The organism is Streptomyces sp. NPDC045956, from assembly GCF_056430705.1.
Genome location: NZ_JBWKKZ010000011.1, coordinates 233128 through 258706, shown reverse-complemented (window position 1 = coordinate 258706; position 25579 = coordinate 233128). Strand labels below are relative to the sequence as shown.

Sequence of the window (25579 nt, the reverse complement as noted above, 5' to 3'; positions counted from 1 at the left end):
GGTGGGTTCTTTCCCCGGTTCTTTGGTCTTTGGCGTCGCGTCCGACCGGGTCACGTCCGGCCGCGACCCGGTGACCATTCGGCCCAGACGGTCTTGGCGGGGGCGGGCCCGCGCTCGACACCCCAACGGTCCGCGTACGCCGCGACGATGAGCAGGCCACGCCCGTGCTCCGCAGCCTCGGTCACCGGGACGTGGGCTTGCGGGACCCGGTCACCCCGGGCGTCGGTCACCTCGACGCGGAGGACTCCGTCGGGGCGCAGCCGCAGCGCGAGCCGGAAGTCGCGCCCCGGCACCCGCCCGTGCAGCACCGCGTTCGCCGCCAGCTCCGCCACGACCTGCACCACCTCCGTCGACGGCATGCCCCAGTCGTCCAGTTGCCGCTCCACGAGCAGGCGCGCGAGCCGGGCCCCTCTGCGCGTCGCGGACAACGCCTCCTGGACCACGTTCGTGCACACCATCACGACGGCCGTCCGCCCCGCGTAGTTCATGATCCGTTAGCGGGGCGACCGTCCGGACGCAGAACGATCCGGCCATGACGACCACGACACGTGTCACCCTGACCTGCGCCCTGTCGGCCGCCGCACTGCTCACCGGAGTGGCGGCCCCCGCCGCGACGGCCGCCCCCGCCGGTCATCACCACGGGCACCCCGGTCACTCCGCACGGGAGATACCCTTCACCGCCGCCGAGGTGACCGCCCAGGACGACGGCACCTACGAGGTCACCTGGAAGGCCCCCGGCGTCCGCAAGGTCGCCGTCCGCGCGAACGGCCGTACCGTCGCCACCGGCGGCTCCACCGGCAGGGTCACCGTGTCGGGGCTGCCCGCCGCCGACCGGCAGTGGTTCGACCTGGTCCCCGACCGGGGTGAGCGGCTGCGCCTCGCCGACCGGCTGATCGCGCTGGACGGCACGGTCAACTTCCGTGACGCGGGCGGCTACCGCACCGAGGACGGGCAGTGGGTGCGCATGGGCGCGGTGTACCGCACCGACTCCCTGGACCGCCTCACCGACGCCGACCTGGCGAAGCTGAAGCGGCTCGGCATCTCCGTCGACTACGACCTGCGCAGCGCCTCCGAGCGCGCGGCGGCCCCGGACCGCGTCCCCGCGGGTGCGCGCTACGTCGTCGCGGACGTCATCGGGGACGACTCCCCCGTCTACACCATGCCGACCACGGCGGCCGAGGCCCAGCAGATGATGATCGACGGCGAGAAGGCCATGGTCAGCGGGGAGAGCGCCAAGGCCGCCTACTCCACCGTGTTCTCCGGTCTGGTGCGCGACGCCGACGGCGTCCTCTACCACTGCACCGCGGGCAAGGACCGCACCGGCTGGGCGAGCGCGGCCCTGCTCACCGCGCTCGGTGTGCCGCGGGAGACGGTCATGAAGGACTACCTCGCCTCCAACGAGTACCGCGCCGAGGCCAACGCCGCCGCCCTGGCCTCGATGCCCGCCGCACAGGCCGCGGTCTACAAGCCGCTGCTCGACGTGCGCGCCGAGTACCTCAACTCCGGGTTCGCCGAGGTCGAGGACGCGTACGGGTCCTTCGCCCGCTACGAGAAGAAGGCGCTGGGCCTGGACGCCCGCGAGGTGCGGCGGCTGAAGGCCGACCTCCTGGTTGGCTGACCGAGATCGTCATGGGGAAGGGTGTGTCCATGACCACCAGCAGACACACACTCTCCCTGGCCGCCACCGTCCTCACCGGTGTCCTGGCCCTCTACATCGCGCTCGTCGCCTTCGGGAACATCACCGACTTCGGCACCAACCAGCAGTTCGTGCGGCACGTGCTGGCGATGGACACGACCTTCAAGGACGACGACCTGATGTGGCGGGCGATCACGAACAAGGGGGTCCAGGACGCCGCGTACGTCGCGATCATCGTGTGGGAGACGGTGGCCGCGCTCGTGCTGCTCTGGGCGACCTGGCTGTGGATACGCCGCGACCACACCGCCGCGCGGCGCATGACCACGTACGGCACGCTCATGCTGATGCTGCTCTTCGGCGCCGGCTTCATCGCGATCGGCGGGGAGTGGTTCTCGATGTGGCAGTCGGCGGACTGGAACGGGCTGGACGCGGCGACCCGGGTGTTCCTGCTGAGCGGGGTCGTGCTGATCGTCGCGCACCTGCCGTTCCCGCAGGCGGAGGTGGAGGCTACGCGACCACGGTGACCGGCGTGCCCGCGGTCCCGAACTCCCAGAGCGCGTCGCCGTCCGCCTTGGGCAGGCGTATGCCGCCGGTCTTCGTGCCCGCGGCCGACGGTGGGGGCGAGGAGCCGTCGACGGCGTTGGAGAAGGCGACCCAGACGCCGTCCTCCTGGACGAAGTACACGATCTGCTCGATCCGCACCCCGTCGGAGCCGGTCGTGGGCTCCTCCCGGCGGGTCCCGACGCTGTACGTGCCCGGGTCCGGGTCGACCGTCCCGGGCCACACCGTGAAGGAGCGGCGGGTGGCGTCGCTGGCGTCCACCAGCCACACCCGGTCCTGACCGACCGAGTAGACGATGCGCCGCCCGGTGCCGGAACCGTCCGGCACCCGGGCCGGTGCCGTCTCCTTCGGCGTCGGCTGCGCCGAGACCGAGGGGCGGGGCTTCGTGGCGGCGGCGGTGGGGTGGGGGCCCTGGTCCGCCTGCACGGCCAGGACGCTCACCGCCGCGATCGCCCCCACGGTCAGACCGGAGACCCAGGCCCATGAGGGAAGTCGGGCTGGCACGGGCACGCATCTCCTCAGCTACGAGAACCCCGACACACCGGGGGCCCGATCATCGTACTGCGGGCGGCCCGTGCCCCGGCCCGGGAGGCGCACCCGTCAGTCCAGCACCGGCAGCAACTCCGGCAGGTGCCCGTCCGACTCCGTCGCCGCCCGCTGCCGCTCCTGCGGCACCGGCCCGTACAGGGTCGTGCGGGGCTTCGCCGGGCGGCCCGCCGCCTCCGCGACCGCGACCAGGTCCTTGACCGACTTGTACGAGCCGTACGACGAACCGGCCATGCGGGAGATCGTCTCCTCCATGAGGGTGCCGCCGAGGTCGTTGGCGCCGGAACGGAGCATCTCCGCCGCCCCCTCGGTGCCCAGTTTCACCCAGCTTGTCTGGATGTTGGGGATGTGCGGGTGCAGGAGGAGGCGGGCCATCGCCGTCACCGCGCGGTTGTCGCGCACGGAGGGGCCGGGCCGCGCGATGCCCGCCAGGTACACCGGCGCGTTGGTGTGGATGAAGGGGAGGGTCACGAACTCGGTGAAGCCGCCGGTGCGCTGCTGGATGCCGGCGAGGGTGCGCAGGTGGCCCAGCCAGTGGCGGGGCTGGTCGACGTGGCCGTACATCATCGTGGAGCTGGAGCGCAGGCCCAGCTCGTGGGCGGTCTCGACGACCTCGATCCAGGTGGCCGTCGGCAGCTTGCCCTTGGTGAGGATCCAGCGGACCTCGTCGTCGAGGATCTCCGCCGCCGTGCCGGGGATCGAGTCGAGCCCCGCCTCCTTGGCCGCGCTCAGCCACTCGCGGATGGACAGGCCGGTGCGGGTCGCGCCGTTGACGACCTCCATGGGCGAGAAGGCGTGCACGTGCATGCCGGGGACGCGTTCCTTGACCGCCCGCGCGATGTCGAAGTACGCCGTGCCCGGCAGGTCGGGGTGGATGCCGCCCTGCATGCAGACCTCGACCGCGCCCACGTCCCACGCCTGCTGGGCGCGGTCGGCGACCTGCTCCAGGGAGAGCGTGTACGCGTCGGCGTCGGTGCGGCGCTGGGCGAAGGCGCAGAAACGGCAGCCGGTGTAGCAGACGTTGGTGAAGTTGATGTTGCGGGTGACGATGTACGTCACGTCGTCGCCGTTGACGGACTTGCGGACGTCGTCGGCGACCCGGCACAGGGCGTCCAGCGCGGGGCCGTCGGCGTGCAGCAGGGCGAGGGCCTCGCCGTCGGTCAGCCTCGTCGGGTCGTCGGCGGCCGTGGCCAGCGCCTGGCGCACGTCGGTGTCGATGCGCTCGGGCACCATGCCGGGGGCGGCGGCCTCGCGCAGGGCGCCCCAGTCGCCGTACACCTCGTCGAAGTCGTCGCGGCGGTCCGAGGTACGGCCCTCGGTGTCGATCGTGGTGTGCAGGTCGGTGCGGCCGGAGGCGGTGAACGCCTCGTCCGGTTCCTGCCACGGGTGGCCCTCGACCGTGGCGTCCTCGCGGGCCAGGCCGGTGGCGGGGTCGGCGAGGGCCGCCACGTGCGGACGCAGCCGGGGGTCCAGCCAGGGCTCGCCGCGCCGCACGAACTCCGGGTACACGCAGAGGCGTTCGCGCAGCTCGAAGCCGGCCGTGCGGGACTTCTCGGCGAGTTCGTCGATCTGCGGCCAGGGACGCTCGGGGTTGACGTGGTCGATGGTGAGGGGGGAGACCCCGCCCCAGTCGTCGATGCCCGCGCCGATCAGCCGCTCGTACTCGGCGTCGACCAGGTTCGGGGGCGCCTGGAGGCAGGCCGAGGGGCCCATGATGTGCCGGGCGACGGCCACCGTGGCGACCAGTTCGTCCAGCTCCGCGTCGGGCATGCCGCGCATCGCGGTGTCCGGCTTGGCGCGGAAGTTCTGGATGATCAGTTCCTGGATGCCGTGGTAGGAGCGGGAGACCTTGCGCAGCGCGAAGAGCGACTCGGCGCGCTCCTCGTACGTCTCGCCGATGCCGATCAGGACCCCGGAGGTGAAGGGCACCGAGGAGCGGCCGGCGTCCTCCAGGACGCGCAGGCGCACCGCGGGCTCCTTGTCCGGGGAGCCGTGGTGGGGGCCGCCGGGCTCGGACCACAGGCGGGTCGCGGTGGTCTCCAGCATCATGCCCATGGAGGGGGCGACCGGCTTGAGGCGCTGGAAGTCCGTCCAGGTCAGGACGCCCGGGTTGAGGTGCGGGAGGAGGCCCGTCTCCTCCAGGACGCGGATCGAGATGGCGCGGACGTAGGCGATCGTGTCGTCGTAGCCGTGCGCGTCGAGCCACTCGCGGGCCTCGGGCCAGCGGTCCTCGGGCTTGTCGCCGAGGGTGATCAGCGCTTCCTTGCAGCCGAGCGCGGCACCGCGCCGGGCGATGTCGAGCACCTCGTCGGGCGACATGAACATCCCGTGCCCCGCCCGGCGCAGCTTGCCGGGGACGGTGACGAAGGTGCAGTAGTGGCACTTGTCCCGGCACAGCCGGGTCAGGGGGATGAAGACGCTCTTCGAGTAGGTGATGACGCCGGGGCGGCCCGCGGCCTCCAGGCCCGCGTCCCGGACCCGGGCGGCGGACGCGGTGAGGTCGGCGAGGTGCTCGCCGCGGGCCTGGAGCAGCACCGCGGCCTCGGACACGTCGAGGGCGACACCGTCCCGCGCGCGTTTGAGGGCGCGGCGCAGGGCGTTCTCGGTGGGGCCTGCGGGGCCGGTTCCGGGGGTCGCGGAAGTCGTCATCCTTCGAGCATACGAGCGGGGTGATCGGGACGCCGGGGCCGTCCCGCCGCCCCCGGCCCCGCCACCCGGGCGGGCACCCCCGGCCCACCGCGCGGTTTCCCGCTCTCCATCCTCCGAACCCCTTTCCTTGCACGGGAGTTCACGGCTCAATACGAGGGTTGCACGCACCACCCCGCACCACCCATGTCAGGTCAGGTCAGCCACGACACCCTGGGAGCAGCAGCATGTGCGAGGACGAGCACACCGGGATCGGCAGGCGCGCGGTGTTCGTGACGGGAGCCGCCGCCGCGCTCACGTTGGGAAGCGTGAGCTTCGCGTCGGCGGCACCCCGGGAACGGCGGAGCGAAACGGTGCGCGGCACCCTCCCCACCGGCTCCCCCGACTTCGTGTACGTACCCGTCGACGTCCCGGCCGGCGTCCGGGAGATCCACGTCGCCTACACCTACGACCGCCCCGCCGTCCCGGCGGGCACCGCGGGCAACGCCCTCGACATCGGCCTCTTCGACGAGCGGGGCACCGACCTGGGCGGCCGGGGCTTCCGGGGCTGGTCGGGCGGGGCGCGCACGGAGTTCTTCGTCCGGGCGGACGAGGCGACCCCCGGATACCTCCCGGGGCCGGTGCGGCCGGGCAGGTGGCACATCGCGCTCGGCCCGTACACGGTGGCTCCGCAGGGACTGTCGTACGAGATCACGATCACGCTGACCTACGGCGAGCAGGGCGCGGCCGTGCGGCCGGTGTACCCGCCCGAGCGCGCCCGGGGGCGGGGGCGGGCCTGGTACCGGGGCGACTGCCACCTGCACTCCGTGTACTCCGACGGCCGCTACACCCTCGCCGAGATCGCGGAGCTGGCGCGGGCGGCGGGGCTGGACTTCATCAACTCCTCCGAGCACAACACGCACGCGGCGCACGCGCACTGGGCCGAGGTGGCCGGCGACGACCTGCTCGTGCTGCTGGGCGAGGAGGTGACGACCCGCAACGGGCACGTCGTCGCCCTCGGCACCGACCCCGGCACCTTCGTCGACTGGCGCTACCGGGCCCGCGACAACCGCTTCGGCCGTTTCGCGCGCCGGATCCGCCGGGCCGGCGGCCTGGTGGTGCCGGCCCACCCGCACGCCACCTGCATCGGCTGCAACTGGAAGTTCGGCTTCGGGGAGGCCGACGTGGTCGAGGTGTGGAACGGGGCCTACACACCCGACGACGAGGTGGCGCTGGCCGACTGGGACGGCATGCTGGTCGCCGCCGTGCGGGACGGGCGGGACGGCAGGGGGTGGCTGCCCGCGATGGGCAGCAGCGACTCCCACCGCGCCCCGGACGTGATCGGCCGCCCGCAGACCGTCGTCCTCGCCGACGACCTGACCCGGCAGGCCGTCCAGGAGGGCCTGCGGGCGGGACGTTCGTACGTCGCCGAGTCCTCGAAGGTGTCGCTGGCCTTCACCGCCTCGGGCGGCCGGGGCGAGCACGCCGGCATCGGCGAACGGCTGCGCGTGGACGACGAGACGCCGGTCACCGTCCGCCTGGAGGCGACGGGCGCCCCGCGCTGCACGGTCCGCCTCGTCACCGACCAGGGCGTGCTCTTCACCAGCGCCCCGCTGCCGGTGTCCGGCTCGGGCACCGTGGAATGGCGGACGACCGCCTCCTACGCGGCGTACGTCCGTGCGGAACTGCGCCACGAGGCAGCCGCGGGCCCGGTCCCGGGGGCGCTGGCGGCGTTCACGAACCCGATCTTCCTGGGGCGGTAGGTCCGCGGGCGCGTGAAGGGGGTCCCCGGCGGCACCCGGACCGGCGGGCACCCGGACCGGGAGGCCCCGGAGCGCCCGGACCGGAGACCGTGGAGGTTCAGGGGCCGTCCAGGTCCACGACGACCGCCGCGTGGTCGGAGGGCCAGACGCCGTCCACGGGGCCGTCGCCGGCCCGGCGCGCGGCGCGGACCCGGCCGAGCCCGCCGGGTCCGGGCGGGCCGACGTGGACGTGGTCGATCCGGGCACCCGGCCCCGACCCGCCCGGGATGTACGGGTTGGCGCCCTCCCAGGTGGCGGACGGCGCCGACGGGTCGGCGTGCTCCCAGGCGTCGAGCAGGACGGCGCCCGCGGGGACGGCGGCCCTGGTGAGGAGCCGGACCTCCGCGGAGTCCGGGGTCGCGTTGAAGTCACCGGTGACGACGGGCGGGAAGAAGCCGGGCCCGTCGCGGTGACGGGCGACGAACTCCGCCAGCGCGGCGCCCTGTTCGCGGCGCACCGCCGCCGCGTGGGCGCCCGAGTTCAGGTGGGTGGTGAAGAAGGGGACGGGATGGCCGGGCGCGTCCAGCAGCGCGTGGAACGCGAGGCGCCCGTCGTCGAACTCCTCCGGAGCGGGCAGCCGCAGCGCCGCCCGCCGCGTCACCGGCCAGCGGCTGAGCACCGCGTTGCCGATGCCCACCGTGTCGTCCCCGATCCGCCGCTGCCACCGGCCGGGAGCCTCGGACGCGGCGAAGGCGCAGTGCAGGCCGAGTTCACCGGCCAGCCACTGCGCGAGGTTCGAGCCGTCGTCGGCGGCCCACACCTCCTGGAGACCGACGACATCCGGCCGCAGCTCCCGCAGTACGGCGAGGATCGCCTTCTGCCGGTCGGCCCAGGGCCCGAACCGCCACCACAGATTCCAGGTCACGACCCGCACGACCGCACCGCCCGTCTCTTGCCCAGCCACCTGCCTTCCCTTTCAGGTTTTCCGGGGAACATGGAGGCACACGAGACGGGAGCGTGAACGCGCGATGACGAGATCCTCCAGCACCCCCGAGCCGGACGGCACCCCCCGGCCGGACGGCACCCCCCGGCCGGACGGCACACCCCGGCCGACGTACGCCGAGCGGAAGTACCGGACGGTCACGGCCGTCCAGCGCCGCCTCAACGCCGTCCTGCGCCGGCTGCCGACCCAGACCCTGCTGGAGACCACCGGCCGCGTCTCCGGCCTCCCCCGCCGCACACCGGTCGGCGGGCGCCGGGTGGGCGGCTCCTTCTGGCTGGTGTCGGAGTTCGGTGAGCGGTCCCAGTACGTCCGCAACCTCCGCGCCGACCCGCGGGTCCGGGTCCGCGTACGCGGCCGCTGGTACGCCGGGACGGCCCACGTCCTGCCCGACGACGACCCGGTGGCGCGGCTGCGGCTCCTCCCCCGGTTCAACAGCCTGGCGGTGCGGGCCATGGGGGTCGGACCGGGGCTGCTGACGGTACGGGTGGACCTGGAGGGGTGAGGGAGCAGGTGAGGGACCTGTGATCGGCGTCTCCCACGGCTGACGAGGTCGGCATGAACAAGGCAAACTGGCGTAGTTGCTCAGGATGTCTAGGGGGACTGCATGGACGGTGTACCGCAGGTCCCGGAGCAGCGGCGTCCCGACCCGGCCGCGCTGCGCTTCGGTGTGCTCGGGCCGGTGCGCGCCTGGCGCGGCGACGAACCGCTGGCCACGGGCTCCCCGCAGCAGCGCGCCCTGCTGGCCGCCCTGCTGCTGCGCGAGGGCCGCACGGCCACGGCCGCCGAGCTGATCGACGCCCTGTGGGGCGAGGAACCGCCCTCGCAGGCGCTGGCGGCGGTGCGGACGTACGCGTCCCGGCTGCGGAAGGTCCTGGACCCCGGCGTCCTGGTGAGCGAGTCCGGCGGGTACGCGGTGCGGGGCCTGGCCGACGGGGCGTCGGACCTCGCGCGGGCCCGGGACCTGGCCGCCGCCGCGGAGAAGGCGCGCGGCGCCGGGGACCTGTGCCACGCCCGCGACGTGCTGCGCCGCGCGCTGGCGCTGTGGGACGGCGAGGCACTGGCCGGCGTACCCGGCCCCTACGCCGAGGCCCAGCGCGTCCGCCTGGAGGAGTGGCGGCTCCAACTCCTGGAGACCTGCCTCGACATGGACCTGGAACAGGGCTGCCACGCGGAGGCCGTCTCGGAGCTGACGGCGCTCACCGCGGCGCACCCGCTGCGCGAACGCCTGCGCGAGCTGCTGATGCTGGCCCTCTACCGCAGCGGACGCCAGGCGGAGTCCCTCGCCGTCTACGCCGACACCCGGCGCCTGCTCGCCGACGAGCTGGGCGTCGACCCGCGCCCCGGCCTCCAGGGACTCCAGCAGCGCATCCTCCGGGCCGACCCGGGCCTGGCCGAACCGTCGGCGCCGGCCGTGGAGACGCCGACGGCCCCGGTCCGCCCGGCCCAGCTGCCCGCCACGGTGCCCGACTTCACCGGGCGCGCGTCCTCCGTCCGCGAGCTGAGCGACGTACTCGCCTCGGCCTCCGGGGACGGCGGGGCGGGCCGGGTGATGGCGGTCTCGGCGCTGGCCGGGATCGGCGGCGTCGGCAAGACCACCCTCGCGGTGCACGTCGCCCACCGGGCGCGGGCCGCCTTCCCCGACGGGCAGCTCTACGTCGACCTCCAGGGGGCGGGCGGGCGCTCGGCGGAACCGGAGACGGTGCTGGGCTCCTTCCTGCGTGCCCTCGGCACGGCCGACTCCGCCGTCCCCGACTCCCTCGCCGAACGGGCCGCGCTCTACCGGTCCGTCCTGGACGGCCGCCGCGTCCTCGTCCTCCTCGACAACGCCCGGGACGCCGCCCAGGTACGCCCGCTGCTGCCCGGCACCGAGGGCTGCGCGGCGCTGGTGACCTCGCGGGTGCGGATGGTGGACCTCGCCGGGGCGCACCTGGTCGACCTGGACGTGATGTCGCCGGACGAGGCGCTGGCGCTCTTCACCAGGATCGTGGGCGAGGAACGGGTGTCCTCGGAACGGGAGGCGGCGCTGGACGTGGTCGGGGCGTGCGGTTTCCTGCCCCTGGCCATCCGCATCGCCGCGTCCCGGCTGGCGGCCCGCCGCACCTGGACGGTGTCCGTCCTCGCCGCGAAGCTGGCCGACGAACGCCGCCGCCTGGACGAACTCCAGGCCGGCGACCTGGCCGTCAAGGCCACCTTCGAACTGGGCTACGGCCAGCTGGAACCGGCCCAGGCCCGCGCCTTCCGCCTGCTGGGCCTGGCCGACGGCCCGGACATCTCCCTGGCCGCCGCGGCGGCGGTACTGGACCTGCCCGCCGAGGACACCGAGGACCTGCTGGAGTCCCTCGTGGACACCTCGCTGCTGGAGTCGGCGGCGCCGGGCCGCTACCGGCTGCACGACCTGGTCCGCCTCTACGCGCGTGCGTGCGCCGAGCGCGACGAGCACCCGCCGGGCGAGCGGGGGGCCGCGCTGTCGCGGTTGCTGGACTTCTACCTGGCCACGGCCGCGGCGGTCTACGCGATCGAGCGGCCCGGGGACCGGCTGGTGGACGGCCTGGAGCCGACGGCGTACCCGGGGCTCGCCTTCACCGAGGGGCCGGCGGCGCTGGACTGGCTGTACAGCGAGGCGTCGCCCCTGCTGGCCTGCGTGCGGCAGTCCGCGGGGACGGATCGGCTGCGGCGGGCGGTGGACCTGCTGTGGGCGGCGAAGGACCTGGCGGAGTCCGGCGCCGACTCGCGCCAGTACGAGACGACGGCCCGGGCGATGTGCGACGCCACGGAAGCCGCCGGTGACCTGCGCGCGCAGGGCAGGGCCCGCACGACCCTCACCAACGTCCTCCTGGTCTCCGGCCGTATCCAGCAGGCCGCCGAGCAGGCGGAGACGGCCATGGCGCTGGCGGAGTCCGAGCGGGACACGACCGCCGTCAGCTGGGTCGCCAACGACCGAGGGCTGATCTCGCTGCACCAGGGCCGGTACGCGGACGGCAGGGCCTTCCTGGAGCAGGCCATCGAGGGCTACCGCGCGGCCGGCAACCGCGCCGGCGAGGCGCTCAGCCTGTGCAACCTGTCCCGCGCGCACCTCGGGATGGGCAACACCGCCAAGGCGGTGGCCATCGCGCACCGCGGACTGACCGCCCAGCTCGACATCGGCCGGACGATGCGCCTGGCCAACGGGCACTTCACCCTCGGCATCGCGCTGAACGCGGCCGACCGCCACGGCGAGGCCCTGGAGCAGTTCGCCGACGCCCTGCGCATCTTCGAGGTCCACCGGCAGCGCCTCTGGCAGGGGACGACCAACTTCCGTATCGCCGAGGTGCACCTGGCGGCCCACCGCCCGGCGCAGGCCGCCCGGCACGCGGAGCAGGCGCTGGCGCTGGGCTGCATCGGCGGCGACCGGATGCGGGGCAACGTGCTGACGCTGCTGGGGCGTTCGCTGGCCGGGCTGGGACAGGCCGACCGGGCCAAGGCCTGCTGGCAGGAGGCGCTCAGCCTCTTCCAGCAGTGCGGCGCCCCGCAGGCCGCCGAGGTGCAGGCCCTGCTCGCGCCGGCGAACGCCGCCTGAACCGGCCCCCGACGGGGGACACGGCGGCGTTCAGCGTTCGTTTATCGCCCTGCGGCAGGGTCGTACCCGTCACACCGTCGCGTCGGGGGGCAGGCGGGGTGACCGGGAGCCCGGGAAGTATCGTGCGGCTCCGAACGCCCGTCCGGCGGCCCACGGGGGAGCCACCGGGCGGGCGTTGCCCACTCGCCGACTCCGCAGCAAAGGACTGAAGACATGAGCGACCCGACCAAGGACGCCGCGGCCACGCCGCAGGACAACGCGATGCCGGCTCCGCCGGCGAACGACGCCACCGTCACCACGCTCGACAACGCCATGCCGAGCGGGCCCGCGCGGGACGCGATCACGACGATGGACAACGCCATGCCGGCCCCGCCCGCCCTGGACCGGGACGGCAAGTAGACCTTCCTGCACACGGGGATCGGCCGCGGCGGCGCGGAGGGGAGCCGCCGCGGCCGACGTGTGTCCCGACACTCCCGCCGGCCCGCACGGCGTCACGGTCCGCACGACGTCACGGCCCGCACGGCCTCAGGTCGTGCGGGCCGTCCCCGTTCCCTTCTCCGCGTCCAGCGCGTACACGCAGCGGTCCTTGCTGCACGCGTACACGATGCCGTCGCGGACCACCGGGGAGCCGGTGATCTCGCCGCCGGTCGCCAGCTTCCAGCGCAGCCGCCCGTCGTCGGCCTTCAGGGTGTAGAGCAGGTGGTCCGTGGAGCCGAAGTGGATCCGGCCCTCGGCGACCGCGGGGGCGCCCACCAGGTCGCCGCCCGCCTGGAAGCGCCACTTGGGCGTCCCCGTCACCGCGTCCAGGGTGTAGAGGCCCTTGCCGCTGCCCACGTGGACGTGTCCGGCGGCGACCAGGACCGGGTCGGTCGAGGAGCGTGCCTCGGTGGCGATGCGCCAGCGGTCGCGGCCGTCGGTGGCGTCGAGGGCGTAGACGGTGCCCAGGTAGTCGGCCAGGTAGACCCCGCCGCCGGTCACCGCCGGGCCCGGCACGAAGGTGGGCGGGGCGAGGAAGACCGCCGGCGCCTCGAAGTGCCAGCGGACGTGGCCGGACGTGACCTCCAGGGCGAGGACCCGGGTGCCGGCCGAGACGTAGACGTAGCCGTCGGGAGCGGGGGCGACCCGGACCGGGACCCCGCCGCAGGAGGCGGCGTCGCCGATCGGGTACGACCATCTCTCGTCGCCGGTACGGGCGTCCAGGGCGCGCAGCCGGGCGTCCTGCCAGACGTACACCGTGCCGTCGTGGACCGCGGGGCCCGCCTCCGGGGACTCGAAGTCGCTCTGGCAGCCGGTGATCTCCCACAGCTTCTGGCCGCCCGAGGCCTCCCAGGCCTGGACGCCGCCGCCGCGGGTGGCGGTGACGACCGTCCCCCGGTCGGCCCGCAGGGAGTACACCCAGGCGTCGGTCTGGACCCGCCACAGGTCGCCGCCCTCCCGGGCGTCCAGAGCGAAGAGGGTCGGGCCGTCGGAGGCGTGGATACGGCCGTCCGCGACCGCCATCGACCAGGCGACGTCCCGGGTCTTGAAGCGGCGGCGCCCGGTGGCCACGTCGAGGGCGTGCACCTCGAAGGAGGTGACGTAGACGAGGTCCCCGGCGACGGACGGGGTGCCCCAGACGTCGTTGGACATGCGGAAGCGCCACGGGCGCCAGCCGGCCGGCGACGCCTCGGGCGGTGCGGCGGGGGCGGGCGGCGCGGCCGTCAGGGCCGGGTCGGCGCCGTTCACGCCGGGGCGGGCCCGGGACCAGGACGCGGCCAGCGCGGACTCCGGCGGGGGTGCCGCCACGGCGGCGGCGCGCATGTCGGCGACGCGCGGGCCGGGGCCGATGGGGACCGCGGCGCCGGCCAGCCGGACCGGGCCGGTGTCGGGGGCGCCGGCCGGCGAGGGCACCGGCGGGGCGTGCACCGGCGGTGCCGGGACGACCGGGTCGTGGGAGGGCGGGGGCGGGAGCGGCGGCGCCGGGACGACGGGATGGGCGCCGGCCGGGCCACGGCCGCCGGCCGTCGTGGCGAGCTTGACCGGGGGGCGTCCGCCCCGGCGGCCCTCGATCAGGCCCACCGCCCGCTCCGGCAGCCACGCCGACGCCGTACCGCTGTCGTCGGAGCCGGAACCGAACAGGTGCGGGGCGAGCTGCGACTGGAGGTCGGCCGGGTTGGGGCGGGCCGTGGCATCCATCTGCATACAGGACTCGATGAGCGGGCGCAGCTCCTCCGGGAGGCCCTCCAGGTCGGGGCCCTCGCGCAGCAGCATGAAGACCGTCTCGACCGGGTTGGCGCCGTGGAAGGGCGGGTGCCCGGTGGCGGCGAAGACCAGCATCGAGCCGAGCGAGAACACGTCGCTGGCGCCGGTGACGCTGCGGGAGTCCTTCGCCTGCTCGGGCGACATGTAGGCGGGGGTGCCGACGGCCACGTTCGTCATGGTCAGGCGGGTGTTGGAGACGCCGGACGCGATGCCGAAGTCGATCACCCGGGGGCCGTCCTCGACGACCAGGACGTTGGAGGGCTTCAGGTCGCGGTGGACCAGTCCGGCGCCGTGGATCGACTGGAGCGCCTCCGCGACGCCCGCCGCCAGCCAGCGCACCGCCTGGGCCGGGAGCGGCCCGCACTCGTTCACTATCTCCTCGAGGGAGGGCGCGGGGACGTACGCGGTGGCCAGCCACGGGACCGCCGCGCGCGGGTCGGCGTCGACCACGGCCGCCGTGTAGAAGCCGGAGACCGCGCGGGCGGCCTCCACCTCGCGCGTGAAGCGGACACGGAACAGCTGGTCCTCCGCCAGCTCCGTCCGGACCGTCTTGATCGCCACGCGCCGGCCGGACGCCGAGCGCGCGAGATAGACCAGCCCCATGCCGCCGGCGCCGAGCCGCCCCAGCACCTCGAACGGCCCGATCCGCCGCGGATCGTGCTGCGTCAGCTGATCCACCACTTGCCTGCCACCTCCCCGTACGGGCCGCGCCATCCACATATGTACGCGACCGAAGTGCAGCGTCTCACCACCGCACCTCCGTGGCGCCACGCACCCCGATTCTTCCTGTCCGGAGCGCTGGTGGCGAACCTGAGGACAATCAGGGTGTCTCACCTCATCCCGGGCAGGCGGACGTGGTACACGCGGCGCCGTTCAGCGTTGCAGCAGCGCGAACGAGGCTCCCTGGTCGTCCGAGACCACGGCCACCCCGCCGTACGACGTCTCGAACGGCGGGACGCGCACCCGCCCGCCGAGCCGGGTCACCGTGCCGAGCGCGGCCTCGGCGTCCTCGACCAGGAAGTGGACGAGGAAGTGCGGCGGCATCTCGGCGGCGAAGACGTCCGTGACCGGGGCGCGGCCGAAGTCGGGGGCGGCGTCCGGGCCGAAGAGGGCGTCGTGGAACAGGTCGCCGTAGAAGGCGTTGGCGGCCTCGGTGTCCCGGGTGTACAGCTCGGCCCAGGCGAAGGCGCCCGGCACGCGCCGGCGTCCGAAGCCGGGGTGGCCGTCCGGCTGCCAGAGGGCGAAGACGGCACCCTCGGGGTCGGCGGCGAGGGCGGTGGTGCCCAGGGCGCCGAGCGGGTGGGGCGGGACGACGATCTGGCCCCCGGCCGCGCGGATGCGCCCGGCCAGCGCGCCGGCGTCCGGAGTGTGGAAGTACACGGACCACACGGTGGGCATCCGCCCGTCCGTCTTGCGGACCAGCGCGGCGACGGGCTCACCGTCGAGGCGGGCCCACACGAGGCCCTCCCCGGCGTCCCCGGCGTCCCCGAAGGTCCACCCGAAGAGTTCGCCGTAGAAGCGCCTGCCCGCCTCGACGTCCGAAAGCTGCGCGTCCACCCAGCAGGGGACGCCCTCCCGCCGCGGGGAGGGAGACGTCGACGGGTCGCTGGATGTCCGCTTCGCGGATGCCCCATTTTCGGCCATGCCGTCAAAGTAACCGCGCGGCCCGCACCGCGCAGACCAGGCACACCAGCCTCTCGGCGCCCGTGCACCCCATTTGCAGTCGGCCGAATCGCGCTCAGATCACCCGTCGGTAAGCTGACGGCATGACAGGACAAGTGCGTACCGTCGACGGCCGCGTGGCCGGTCGACGTGGGCAGGCGACCCGGCAGAAACTGCTCGACTGCCTCAGCGACATGCTCAGCTCCTCTCCCTATCGCGATGTCAAGGTCATCGATGTCGCCCGCAAGGCGGGCACCTCGCCCGCCACCTTCTACCAGTACTTCCCGGACGTCGAAGGCGCCGTCCTGGAGATCGCCGAGCACATGGCCGCCGACAGCGCCGGACTGGCCGAGTCGACGGCCGGGCGCTCGTGGGTGGGCAAGGCCGGCTGGCAGACGGCGCAGGAACTCGTCGACGGGTTCCTGGAGTTCTGGCGGAAGAACGACGCCATTCTCCGGGTCGTCGATCTCGGTGCCGCGGAGGGCGACAAACGGTTCGCCAAGATCCGCATGAAGATCCTGAACTCGGTGAACTCCTCCCTCGCGGACTCCGTCGCCGAACTCCAGGCCAAGGGAAAGATCGACAAGGACGTGAACCCCGCGGCGATCGCCGGTTCCCTGGTCGTCATGCTCGCGGCCGCCGCCTCGCACCAGAAGGGATTCTCCTCCTGGGGCGTCAAGCAGGCGGAACTCAAGCCCACTCTCGCCCTGTTGGTGCACCTGGGCGTCACGGGCAAGAAGCCCGCCAAGTAGCACGCCGGGCAGTCGCGCGGCACCCCGTCCTGTCATCCTCCGGGGATCAGCCGCCCGCCCGACCGGTGTTGTGCTCGACGACCGACGCCCGTGTCCCGCTGCACCCGCTGGAGGAGACCGCAATGGCCCTGACCCGCGAAGAGCGTGAGAAGTTCCTGGCCGAACCCCACGTCGCCGCACTCGCGGTCGACGCCGAGGCGGGCCGCGCCCCGCTGAGCGTGCCGATCTGGTACCAGTACGCACCCGGCGGCGACGTCTGGATCATGACCGGGCTCGACAGCCGCAAGAACCAGCTGATCAAGGCGGCGGGCCGGTTCTCCCTGATGGTCGACCGCCTGGAGCCCACCATCCGGTACGTGTCCGTGGAGGGCCCGGTCGTCGAGACGGTCACCGCGACCGAGGAGCACCTGCGGGAGATCACCGCCCGCTACCTCCCGGCCGAGAAGGTCGACGGGTACGTCGCCTTCGCCACCGCCAACCACGGCGAGCAGGTCGTCGTCCGCATGCGGCCCGAGCGCTGGGTCTCCTCCGACCTCGGTTCCGTCTAGGGCCCGTCCGAACCGCCCCCGCCCGCCCGCGGCGGCGATGTGCTGCGGGGCGCGTGACAATCGGGGCATGGACGGAACCGATCTCCACGAGTCGTTGAGGTCACTGCGGGTGTGGGACGCGGCGGTCACCGAGCTGCCGCCCTTCGACCCGGACACCGCGCCCGGCGAGCCCCTGCCCCTGTTCGCCCGGTGGTTCGCCGACGCGGTGGCGGCCGGCCAGACCGAGCCGCACACGGTGTCGCTGGCGACGGCGGACGCGGACGGCCTGCCGGACGCCCGGGTGGTGATGCTGCACGGCGCGGACGCGGACGGCTGGTCCTTCGCCACGCACGCCGACAGCCGCAAGGGCCGCCACCTCGCCGCCCGCCCGTACGCGGCGCTCGTCTTCTACTGGCCGGTGCTGGGGCGTCAGGTGCGGCTGCGCGGCCCGGTCGCCGTCGCCCCGGCCGGGGAGGCGCAGGCAGATCTGCACGCACGGTCGACCGGCGCCCTGGCCGCCGCCCTCACCGGACGGCAGAGCGAGGACCTGGACTCGGCGGACGAGCTGGCCCGCGCCTCGCAGGCGGCCTGGGACCGGGCCGGCCGGGAACCGGACGCCCCCGTCCCGTCCTGGACGCTGTACCGGCTGCGCCCGGACGAGGTGGAGTTCTTCCAGGGCGACGCCCGCCGCCGCCACGTCCGGCTCGTCTACCGGCGCACGGAGGACGGGAACTGGACCAAGGGCCTCCTCTGGCCCTGAGCCCTGACGGCCCGCCGCCTCTCAGCGGCCGTCCGCCGCCGGTTCCGCGTCCGTCGCGAGGCGGGCGTGCAGGTGCGCGTCGCGGAACGTGTCGTGCCGGCCGGTCTCGAACATCGCCCCGCGCAGCGTGCCCTCGTAGGCGTACCCGGCGCGTTCGGCGATCCGGCAGGAGGCCTCGTGCCGGGCCGCGTGGCCCAGTTCCAGGCGGTGCAGGCCGAGTTCGGCGAAGGCCCAGCGCGAGGCGAGGAGCAGGGCGCGGGTGGCGACGCCCCGGCCGCGGGCCTCGGGCAGCACCCAGTAGCCGATCCGGGCCAGCTTCAGCGGGAGGCTGATCTCGTTCACCCCGATGTGGCCCAGCGTCGCGCCGTTCTCCTCGTCGGTGATCCGGAACGACGCCGACCGGCCCTCCCGGGCGTCCCGCGCCCGTCCGCGCAGCGAATCGCGGGCGCCCTCCAGGTCGGTCCACAGGGTGAGCGGGGTGTTCCAGCGCTGGAACTCCGGGTCGAGGTAGCCGCGCAGCCAGGTCTGCGCGTCCTCGTCGGAGCCGGCGTCCCAGGACCTCAGGCGCAGGCCGTGGCCGCGGGGTTCGCTGAGGGACGGGTCTACGGTGAGCATGCGTGAGGAGGCCATCGGCCCATTCAAGCCGACCGCCCGGCACACCCGGGACGAGGGGCCGTGACCGATCCGCAACCGATTCCGGTCTTGACCGAGACCCATCAACCGGAGCCTTGATTACGCTCGCGGCATGGCCGACTCCACAGCGTCCGCTGAACCGCAGCCCGCCCACCCCGCGGACCGCCCCGTGTACGTCATCGGCGCCGGTCCCGGTGGTCTCGCCGTCGCCCACGCCCTGCGGGCCCGCGGCATCCGGGCCGTCGTCCTGGAACGGGAGGACCGGGTCGGCGCCTCCTGGCGGCGCCACTACGACCGGCTGCGCCTGCACACCACCCGCCGCCTGTCCGCGCTGCCCGGCCTGCCGATGCCGCGCCGCTTCGGACGCTGGGTGTCCCGGGACGACGTGGTGCGGTACCTGGAGAAGTACGCCGAGCACCACCAGCTGGAGATCGTCACCGGCGTCGAGGTCTTCCGCGTCGAGCCCGCGCCGGACGGCTCCGGCTGGCTGCTGCACGCCTCCGGGGGCCGCGAGCTGACCGGCGCCGCGGTCGTGGTCGCCACCGGCTACAACCACACCCCGCGCCTGCCGCAGTGGCCCGGCCGGGACACGTACACCGGCGAGCTGCGGCACGCCGCCGAGTACCGTGCCGCACTCCCCTACACCGGCCGGGACGTGCTGGTCGTCGGCGTCGGCAACACGGGCGCCGAGATCGCCGTGGACCTGGTGGAGGGCGGGGCGGCCCGGGTGCGGCTGTCCGTGCGCACCGCGCCGCACATCGTCCGCCGCTCCACGGCCGGCTGGCCCGCCCAGTACAACGGCGTCCTCGTACGGCGGCTGCCCGCCCGCCTGGTCGACCGGCTCGCCCGGCCGCTGGCCCGCATCAGCACGCCCGACCTGTCGGCGCACGGGCTGCCGCGCCCGGACACCGGCCTCCTCACCCGGGCCGCCGAGGGCGCGATCCCGGTGCAGGACGTCGGACTGATCGACGCGGTGCGCGGCGGCCGGGTGGAGGTCGTGGCCGCCCTGGAGAGCTTCGAGGACGGCAAGGCGGTCCTCGCCGACGGCACCCGGATCGCCCCCGACGCGGTGATCGCCGCCACCGGCTACCTCCGCGGGCTGGAGGGGCTGGTCGGCCATCTCGGCGTGCTCGACGCGCGGGGCCGACCGGTCGTCCACGGCCCCCGCACCCCGGCCGCCGCACCCGGCCTGTACTTCACGGGCTTCACCAACCCGATCAGCGGCATGCTCCGCGAGCTGGCCCGCGACGCCCAGCGCATCGCGAAGGCCGTCGCGAGGAGGGGTGAGGTGCGGACCTCCCGGCTGCCGGGCTGAGACGTCGTCGGCCGCCCATCCCTCAGCGGCGCTCGAGAACACGCAGCTCGCCGGCGTCCGGATCCCCGAACAGCACGAACAACTCGGGACGCCGCCCGGTACCGCCGATCGTCCAGTACGTCTGCTGCCCGCACCCTCCGGTGAGGCGTACGAGGACACCGTCGCGCCCGGTGCCCCGCAGGCCGTCGCCCTCTTCGCGCGTCCACGTGCCGGTGCCGTCACACAAGACGAAGTCACCGTCGCCGTCGTCGAGGGCCGGCACCCGGGTCAGTTCCGCCCGGCCGCCCGGGGCCAGCCTCAGTACGTCCCCGTCCTGGCCGCGCCAGTACCCGGCGAGCTGTTCGGCGGACAGGACGGGGGGCTCGTAGTCAGGAGCCAAGGAGGCCGCCGGCACTCCGCACACGACGAAGAGGACGACGCAGGCGCCCGCCGACCGGAGCCAGACGCCCCACGAGCCCCAGGAGCGTCCGCGCAGCCAGGCGAGCGCCCACACCGGCAGGAGACCGGCGCCGACGCACCACGGGAGGGTGTCGGTCACGGGCACGTCCCACAGCGTGTCTGCCAGCACCGACCAGCCGGCGCCGATCAGCGCGGACCCGGCCAGGTGCCAGGCCCACTCGGGGCCGCGGAGGGCCCGCGGGCGCAGGCGTGCCGCCACGCCGGCCGGTGTGATCTGCGCGGTCGCGTGCAGGAGACCGAGGAACGGCAGGACGAGCGGCACGCAGAGGATGCCCAGGTAGCCGCCACCCCCGTAGCCGTAGTCGTCCCGGCCCGCCTCCTCGGCGAACCACCATGCCAGCCATACCAGCGGCAGTTGTCCCGCGCAGAGCGCGGCCGCCCGGTTCCACTCCTCGTTCGGCCGGGTGGACCGCGAACGCCCGCCCGGCTCCCCCGTGTTCCCGCTCCCCATGGCCGCAGCCTAGAACCGGCCGGGGGCGGGGCTCACGACAGGGCGGCCGCCGGCGTCGTCCGCCGGCGGATGACCAGCGCCATCAGCGCCGCCGCCGCGCACAGGGCGCCGGAGGCGACCCAGACCACGTCGTAGGAGCCGAAGCGGTCGCGGGCGACGCCGCCGAGGAAGGCCACGAGGGCGGCGCCGACCTGGTGGGAGGCGAGGACCCAGCCGAAGACGATCGCGCTGTCCTCGCCGTACTGCTCGCGGCACAGGGCGAGGGTGGGCGGGACGGTGGCGACCCAGTCGAGGCCGTAGAAGACGATGAAGAAGAGCATCGGCGGGTGGACGCTCGGCCCGAGCAGCACGGGGAGGAAGAGGAGGGAGACCCCGCGCAGGGCGTAGTAGACGGCGAGCAGGCGGCGCGGTTCGAAGCGGTCGGTGAACCAGCCGGAGGCGATCGTGCCGACCACGTCGAAGACCCCGATGACGGCGAGCAGCGAGGCGGCGGTCGTCAGCGGCATGTGGTGGTCGTGCGCGGCGGGGATGAAGTGGGTCTGGATCAGGCCGTTGGTGGAGGCGCCGCAGATCGCGAAGGTGCCGGCCAGCAGCCAGAACGGGCCGGTGCGGGCGGCGGAGAAGAGGACCCGCAGGGCGCGGCGGGCGGCGCCCGGGACGGGGGCCGGCTTGGGGACGAACTCCGTGGCGCCGTAGGGCTTCTGGCCGACGTCGGCGGGGTGGTCGTGCAGGAGCAGCCAGACGAAGGGGACGACGGCGAGGGCGGCCAGGGCGACCGTGACGGCCGCGGGACGCCAGTCGTGCGTCTCGACGATCCAGGACAGCAGCGGCAGGAAGATCAGCTGCCCGGAGGCCGAGGCGGCGGTGAGGACGCCGGTGACCAGGCCGCGCCGCTCGGTGAACCAGCGGTTGGTGACGGTGGCCGCGAAGGCCAGTGCCATCGAGCCGGAGCCGAGACCGACCAGCAGGCCCCAGCAGAGGATGAGCTGCCAGGCCGACTCCATCCAGACCGTCGCCCCCGAGCCCAGTGCGATGACGGTCAGGGCGACGGCGACCACCCGGCGGATGCCGAAGCGGTCCATGAGCGCGGCGGCGAAGGGCGCCGTCAGGCCGTAGAGCGCGAGGTTCACGGAGACGGCGGCACCGATCGTGCCGCGCGACCAGCCGAAGTCGTCCTGGAGCGGGTCGATGAGGATGCCGGGCAGCGAGCGGAAGGCGGCGGCGCCGATGATCGTCACGAAGGTGACGGCGGCGACCCACCAGGCGCGGTGCACCCGGAACCGGGGGCGCGGCCGGGCGGGCTCCGGCCGGCGGGCGTCTTCCGCTGCGGCGGCGGTTGTCTCGGTCACGTCATAGAGCTTCCGGTGCGCCGGCCGTCCGATCGAGTGGCCCGAAGGTCATGGTTCGCTAGGATCGGGCCATGACGTCCGACCGCCGCCCCGGCCCGCCGGACCCACCCGGCCCGCCCACCACGCCCGGCCTCACCACCACGCCCGGCCTCACCACCACGCCCGGCCTCACCGCCACGCCCGGCCTCTCCGCCACGCCCGGCCCGGTCACCGCGCCCACCCCGGCCGCCCCGCCCCGGCCGCACCGCGTCGTGGTCCTCGCCCTCGACGGCCTCCTCCCCTTCGAACTCGGCATCCCGCAGCGGATCTTCGGGCTCGCCCGGGACGAACGGCGGCGCCCCCTGTACGAGGTGGTCACCTGCTCGGTCCGCCCGCCGGGGCCGGTCGCCACCGACGCGGACTTCGCCGTCATGGTCGAGAACGGCCCCGAGGCCCTGGCGACCGCCGACACGGTCGTCGTCCCCGCCTCCTACGAGCTGGGCCCGGTGCACGAGCAGGGGGTGCTGACCGCGGAACTGGCCGCGGCGCTGGCCCGCGTCCGGCCCGGCACCCGGCTCGTCGCGATCTGCACGGGCGGCTACGTCCTCGCCGCCGCCGGTCACCTCGACGGCCGCCCGGCGACCACGCACTGGGCCTCCGCCGAGCACTTCCAGCGGCTGTTCCCGAAGGTGCGGGTCGACCCGGACGTGCTGTTCGTCGACGACGGCGACGTGCTCACCTCGGCCGGGGTCGCGGCCGGCATCGACCTGTGCGTGCACATCGTGCGCCGGGACCACGGCGCCGCCGTCGCCAACGAGGTGGCCCGGCGCACCGTCGTGCCGCCCCACCGCGACGGCGGGCAGGCCCAGTACATCGCGCGGCCGGTGCCCGACCCGCAGCAGTCCTCCACGACCCGCGCCCGCGCCTGGGCGCTCGGCCGGCTCCAGGAGCCGATCCAGCTGCGGGACATGGCCGAGCGGGAGTCCATGTCCGTGCGGACCTTCACCCGCCGGTTCCGCGAGGAGGCCGGCGTCAGCCCCGGTCAGTGGCTCACCCGGCAGCGGGTCGAACGGGCCCGGCAGTTGCTGGAGTCCACCGCTCTCTCCGTCGACCAGGTGGCCCGGGACGCGGGGTTCGGCACGGCCCAGTCGATGCGGCAGCACCTGCAAGCGGCGCTCGGGGTCACGCCGACCGCCTACCGGCGGACCTTCCGGGCGGAGTCGTCCACAGCCTGTGGAGAGTGAGCCGGCCCCCGCGGCACCCTCCGTGGAACTCGTCGGCCGGCGGCGCGGCGCTGTCCGCCCCGAGCACGGCACCGCGCGCCGCCACCCGACTCCGGCGCCCCCGCCCGGCTCCCCCGCCCCCGAAGGACACCGCCGCCGAATCACGACCCACACTCGCCGAGGGCTCCGTCACCGAGCCCTCGTCGTCCCCTCGCGGCGAATCGCTGCCTCCCAGCGTGAGGAGGCGGTCACGATCCGTCAACCGGCGCAGGGGGGTTCCTCACCCACGCCCTGTTCGTACGGGACGCGCACGGAAGCACACCCCGGCGCACCGCCGCACCGCTCCGGCGAGGAACGGGGCTCCGTGCACCCGGCGCCCCACGCGCCGCCGCCGTCACACCACCTCGAACGCGAATCCCTCGTACGTCACCGCGCCCTCGCCCCCGCAGGCCGGCGCGGTCTCCTCGCGCCCGCCGCAGCGGTCCAGTTCGCACCAGATGCGCTTGCCGGTGCCCTCCCGGCTCCAGCCCCAGCGGTCGGCGAGGCCGTCGACGAGGGCGAGCCCCCGGCCGCCCGTCGCCTCGCCGTCCACGCAACGGGGCACCGGGGCCCGGTCGCTGGCGTCGTCCACCTCCAGGCGGACGGTCGCCTCCTGCGCCTCCTCGGTCACCGCACCCGGCAGCACCAGCCGCAGCACGGCCGAACGGCCGGTGTGCACCACGGCGTTGGTGACGAGTTCGGAGACGAGCAGGACGAGCGTCTCGGCGAGTGGTTCGTCGGCCCGTATCCCGGCGCCGGCGAGCCGTGAGCGCGCCCACCGTCTGGCACGCCCCACTTCCGAGGGGTCGGGCCGGACCTCCAGCTGCACTTGAAGCACCTGCACCGCTCACACCATCCGAACCGGCGGACACATAGGCTCGCGCCTCATGAGGGCCACGATCGTGGCCATTTTCTGCATGGCCAGAACAACGGCCGGGCCAGGGATCACGGACCGTGAATCCCCTGCGGGACAGCATGGTTGACGTACAGTCACGTCAACAAGCGCTTCGGGCATATTCCAGCGCGAAGGAGTACGGGTGCGGCATACTGTGCGACGCCCGTCACGGGAAGTCGAACAGGCGGGGGCCGACGGCCGTTCCACCCTGCGGGGCAAGGCGCGCACCGCCGCTTCCGGAGCCGCCCCAGGGGCAACTCCGGCACGGCTGGCGCTCGGGACCACTCGCATCCCACACAAGGTACCGGAGTGTGGCGCCGACTCCGGGCCGTGACGGGTCACGCGGTGGACACGACCCGGTATCGACGCTCAGTGACGTGATCGCGCCACAATCCGCGACATCCGGGCGTCGCCGGCCCGGCGGGCGCTACTCGGGCACGGTGAAGTAGCGGGCGAAGGCCGGGACGATCTCCGCTTCCCCCACCTTTCCGTCGTCGTCCGCGTCCAGCGCGGCGGCGACCGACCGGGCGCTGTCCCCGGGCACGCCGAGCGCCGTGAGCACGCGCGCGGCGTCCTCGACGGTGGCGGCTCCGTCGCCGTCGGCGTCGGCGACGGCGAGCGCCGCGTGCAGGAAGGGGCGGGCGATCTCGGCGAAGCGGTCCGGGTTGTCCCGCAGCCGCTTGACCGCCGCCGTGACGAACTCCTCACGGGTGATGCGCTGGTCGCCGTCCCGGTCGGCGATGCCCGCCATGCCCTGCCAGAGCGCCTCCGCGCCCCCGTACAGGGCCTGCCCCTTCTCGGACCGCGCGGCGGTCCCGAACTCGGCGAGCAGCGCCTTGGCCGCCGAGTTGAAGTCCGCGCGGTCGATGTAGCCGTTGCCGTCCTGGTCGAAGGTGGCGAACCGCTCGGCGATCCTGCGCTCGTACTCGCTGTTGACCATGGTTCTCTCCGGCCGCCTCACGTCGGTGGGTGGTCTGCGTCTCGCTCGGAGCGTACGACGCCGGGCGCGGGCGCGGGCGGGTTCCGCGGGTCCGCACACCGGGCGGGTGGGTGGTGACCGGTCGGGTGACCGGACGGCTACGCCGAGAGCGGGCGCGGTTCGTCGCCGGTCGCCGAGGCCAGGTCAGGGTGCACGTCGAAGAGCCGCCGCACGCCGAGCGCGCCGAGGACGCGGTTGACGTGGGAACCGTCCACGGCGCCCTGCGCGGGCAGTATCAGGCGCAGCCGGCCCTGGCAGGAGCGGATGAGCCGCCGGGAGGCGATCAGCACGCCGACGCCGCTGGAGTCGCAGAAAAGGACCTCGGAGAGATCCAGGACGAGGTCGTGCCGCCCCTCGGCCACCTCGTCGTGCACACGCTGCCGCAGCACCGGTGACGTCACCAGGTCCAGTTCGCCCGACACCTGGAGCACGGCCCATTCGCCCTGCTCACCGCCGGTCACATTGAGCGTCACCACCATGCCCTTCATTCGCCGGTCAACGGACGTCCGGAATCACCCGAATCTCACCACATGCTCCTGAAACGGAAGCCGTGCTTACGCTTCTTGGGCGCGCACCTGCCCAGCGGCCGTTCCCGCAAACGCCTCACGGAAAACGGGAGTCGTTCGGAAACGGCTTGTTCCAGACC

At 74.3% G+C, this 25579-nt stretch carries 23 protein-coding genes; 11 read left to right on the top strand and 12 right to left on the bottom strand.

The window, feature by feature from the left end:
* Nucleotides 1–50 precede the first annotated feature (50 nt).
* Nucleotides 51–488, bottom strand: a complete 438-nt coding sequence (locus tag AC07FV_RS27510; RefSeq protein ID WP_479089999.1) for an ATP-binding protein — start codon at nucleotides 486–488, stop codon at nucleotides 51–53.
* Nucleotides 489–532: 44 nt separating this feature from the next.
* Here AC07FV_RS27510 and AC07FV_RS27505 point away from each other — a divergent pair, with 44 nt between their 5' ends.
* Both AC07FV_RS27505 and AC07FV_RS27500 read left to right on the top strand, forming a co-directional pair.
* Nucleotides 533–1618, top strand: a complete 1086-nt coding sequence (locus AC07FV_RS27505) for a tyrosine-protein phosphatase (RefSeq protein ID WP_479089998.1) — start codon at nucleotides 533–535, stop codon at nucleotides 1616–1618.
* 29 nt (nucleotides 1619–1647) lie between these two features.
* On the top strand, nucleotides 1648–2160 hold the full coding sequence (locus AC07FV_RS27500; protein ID WP_479089996.1) for a DUF2165 domain-containing protein: 513 nt from the start codon (nucleotides 1648–1650) through the stop codon (nucleotides 2158–2160).
* Here the strand turns inward: AC07FV_RS27500 and AC07FV_RS27495 are convergent.
* Together AC07FV_RS27495 and AC07FV_RS27490 are read right to left on the bottom strand one after the other, a co-directional pair.
* Nucleotides 2144–2701: a hypothetical protein gene (locus tag AC07FV_RS27495; protein WP_479089994.1), complete on the bottom strand. Its 558-nt coding sequence runs from the start codon at nucleotides 2699–2701 to the stop codon at nucleotides 2144–2146. The two genes, AC07FV_RS27500 and AC07FV_RS27495, sit on opposite strands and share 17 nt — an antisense overlap.
* Nucleotides 2702–2797: 96 nt before the next feature.
* Nucleotides 2798–5392 (bottom strand): bifunctional FO biosynthesis protein CofGH, encoded by a 2595-nt coding sequence (locus AC07FV_RS27490; RefSeq protein WP_479089992.1) that lies wholly within the window; start codon nucleotides 5390–5392, stop codon nucleotides 2798–2800.
* A 224-nt stretch (nucleotides 5393–5616) separates the two neighbouring features.
* On the opposite strand from AC07FV_RS27490, the gene AC07FV_RS27485 reads away from it, so the two are divergent.
* Complete coding sequence (locus tag AC07FV_RS27485) at nucleotides 5617–7131, top strand: CehA/McbA family metallohydrolase (protein WP_479089991.1); 1515 nt, start codon at nucleotides 5617–5619, stop codon at nucleotides 7129–7131.
* A 97-nt stretch (nucleotides 7132–7228) separates the two neighbouring features.
* On the opposite strand, the gene AC07FV_RS27480 is transcribed toward AC07FV_RS27485, so the two are convergent.
* On the bottom strand, nucleotides 7229–8044 hold the full coding sequence (locus AC07FV_RS27480) for an endonuclease/exonuclease/phosphatase family protein (RefSeq protein WP_479090067.1): 816 nt from the start codon (nucleotides 8042–8044) through the stop codon (nucleotides 7229–7231).
* A 94-nt stretch (nucleotides 8045–8138) separates the two neighbouring features.
* On the opposite strand from AC07FV_RS27480, the gene AC07FV_RS27475 reads away from it, so the two are divergent.
* From AC07FV_RS27475 to afsS, 3 genes are all read left to right on the top strand, one after another.
* On the top strand, nucleotides 8139–8615 hold the full coding sequence (locus AC07FV_RS27475; RefSeq protein ID WP_479089990.1) for a nitroreductase/quinone reductase family protein: 477 nt from the start codon (nucleotides 8139–8141) through the stop codon (nucleotides 8613–8615).
* A gap of 102 nt (nucleotides 8616–8717) precedes the next feature.
* A complete protein-coding gene (afsR, locus tag AC07FV_RS27470; protein ID WP_479089988.1) occupies nucleotides 8718–11669 on the top strand; it encodes an SARP-family global regulator AfsR in 2952 nt (983 codons plus the stop codon).
* A 213-nt stretch (nucleotides 11670–11882) separates the two neighbouring features.
* Nucleotides 11883–12068 (top strand): regulatory protein AfsS, encoded by a 186-nt coding sequence (gene afsS, locus AC07FV_RS27465; protein ID WP_479089986.1) that lies wholly within the window; start codon nucleotides 11883–11885, stop codon nucleotides 12066–12068.
* 126 nt (nucleotides 12069–12194) lie between these two features.
* Here the strand turns inward: afsS and afsK are convergent, their stop codons facing one another.
* A complete protein-coding gene (gene afsK / locus AC07FV_RS27460) occupies nucleotides 12195–14591 on the bottom strand; it encodes a protein serine/threonine kinase AfsK (RefSeq protein ID WP_479089985.1) in 2397 nt (798 codons plus the stop codon).
* 192 nt (nucleotides 14592–14783) lie between these two features.
* Complete coding sequence (kbpA, locus tag AC07FV_RS27455; protein WP_479089983.1) at nucleotides 14784–15554, bottom strand: AfsK-binding protein KbpA; 771 nt, start codon at nucleotides 15552–15554, stop codon at nucleotides 14784–14786.
* A 134-nt stretch (nucleotides 15555–15688) separates the two neighbouring features.
* Between kbpA and AC07FV_RS27450 the strand changes: the two genes are divergently transcribed.
* The 3 genes from AC07FV_RS27450 to AC07FV_RS27440 all read left to right on the top strand — a co-directional run bounded on the left by AC07FV_RS27450 (nucleotide 15689) and on the right by AC07FV_RS27440 (nucleotide 17611).
* Entirely contained in the window at nucleotides 15689–16324 is a 636-nt protein-coding gene (locus AC07FV_RS27450) for a TetR family transcriptional regulator (RefSeq protein ID WP_383644793.1), read from the top strand.
* 122 nt (nucleotides 16325–16446) lie between these two features.
* Complete coding sequence (locus AC07FV_RS27445; RefSeq protein ID WP_384695464.1) at nucleotides 16447–16872, top strand: pyridoxamine 5'-phosphate oxidase family protein; 426 nt, start codon at nucleotides 16447–16449, stop codon at nucleotides 16870–16872.
* Between the two features lie 67 nt (nucleotides 16873–16939).
* A complete protein-coding gene (locus tag AC07FV_RS27440; protein ID WP_479089981.1) occupies nucleotides 16940–17611 on the top strand; it encodes a pyridoxine/pyridoxamine 5'-phosphate oxidase in 672 nt (223 codons plus the stop codon).
* A 21-nt stretch (nucleotides 17612–17632) separates the two neighbouring features.
* On the opposite strand, the gene AC07FV_RS27435 is transcribed toward AC07FV_RS27440, so the two are convergent.
* Nucleotides 17633–18241, bottom strand: coding sequence for a GNAT family N-acetyltransferase (locus tag AC07FV_RS27435; protein ID WP_479089979.1), 609 nt, complete (start codon nucleotides 18239–18241; stop codon nucleotides 17633–17635).
* A 115-nt stretch (nucleotides 18242–18356) separates the two neighbouring features.
* Here AC07FV_RS27435 and AC07FV_RS27430 point away from each other — a divergent pair, with 115 nt between their 5' ends.
* A complete protein-coding gene (locus AC07FV_RS27430) occupies nucleotides 18357–19559 on the top strand; it encodes a flavin-containing monooxygenase (RefSeq protein WP_479089978.1) in 1203 nt (400 codons plus the stop codon).
* Nucleotides 19560–19581: 22 nt separating this feature from the next.
* On the opposite strand, the gene AC07FV_RS27425 is transcribed toward AC07FV_RS27430, so the two are convergent.
* Nucleotides 19582–20469, bottom strand: coding sequence for a hypothetical protein (locus AC07FV_RS27425; protein ID WP_479089976.1), 888 nt, complete (start codon nucleotides 20467–20469; stop codon nucleotides 19582–19584).
* 32 nt (nucleotides 20470–20501) lie between these two features.
* Nucleotides 20502–21818, bottom strand: coding sequence for an MFS transporter (locus AC07FV_RS27420; RefSeq protein ID WP_479089975.1), 1317 nt, complete (start codon nucleotides 21816–21818; stop codon nucleotides 20502–20504).
* Nucleotides 21819–21889: 71 nt separating this feature from the next.
* On the opposite strand from AC07FV_RS27420, the gene AC07FV_RS27415 reads away from it, so the two are divergent.
* Nucleotides 21890–23041, top strand: coding sequence for a GlxA family transcriptional regulator (locus AC07FV_RS27415; RefSeq protein ID WP_479089974.1), 1152 nt, complete (start codon nucleotides 21890–21892; stop codon nucleotides 23039–23041).
* A gap of 373 nt (nucleotides 23042–23414) precedes the next feature.
* On the opposite strand, the gene AC07FV_RS27410 is transcribed toward AC07FV_RS27415, so the two are convergent.
* From AC07FV_RS27410 to AC07FV_RS27400, 3 genes are all read right to left on the bottom strand, one after another.
* Nucleotides 23415–23888: an ATP-binding protein gene (locus AC07FV_RS27410; protein ID WP_479090065.1), complete on the bottom strand. Its 474-nt coding sequence runs from the start codon at nucleotides 23886–23888 to the stop codon at nucleotides 23415–23417.
* A 493-nt stretch (nucleotides 23889–24381) separates the two neighbouring features.
* On the bottom strand, nucleotides 24382–24894 hold the full coding sequence (locus tag AC07FV_RS27405) for an EF-hand domain-containing protein (RefSeq protein WP_479089972.1): 513 nt from the start codon (nucleotides 24892–24894) through the stop codon (nucleotides 24382–24384).
* 137 nt (nucleotides 24895–25031) lie between these two features.
* A complete protein-coding gene (locus AC07FV_RS27400; protein ID WP_383644613.1) occupies nucleotides 25032–25412 on the bottom strand; it encodes an STAS domain-containing protein in 381 nt (126 codons plus the stop codon).
* Nucleotides 25413–25579: the final 167 nt, after the last annotated feature.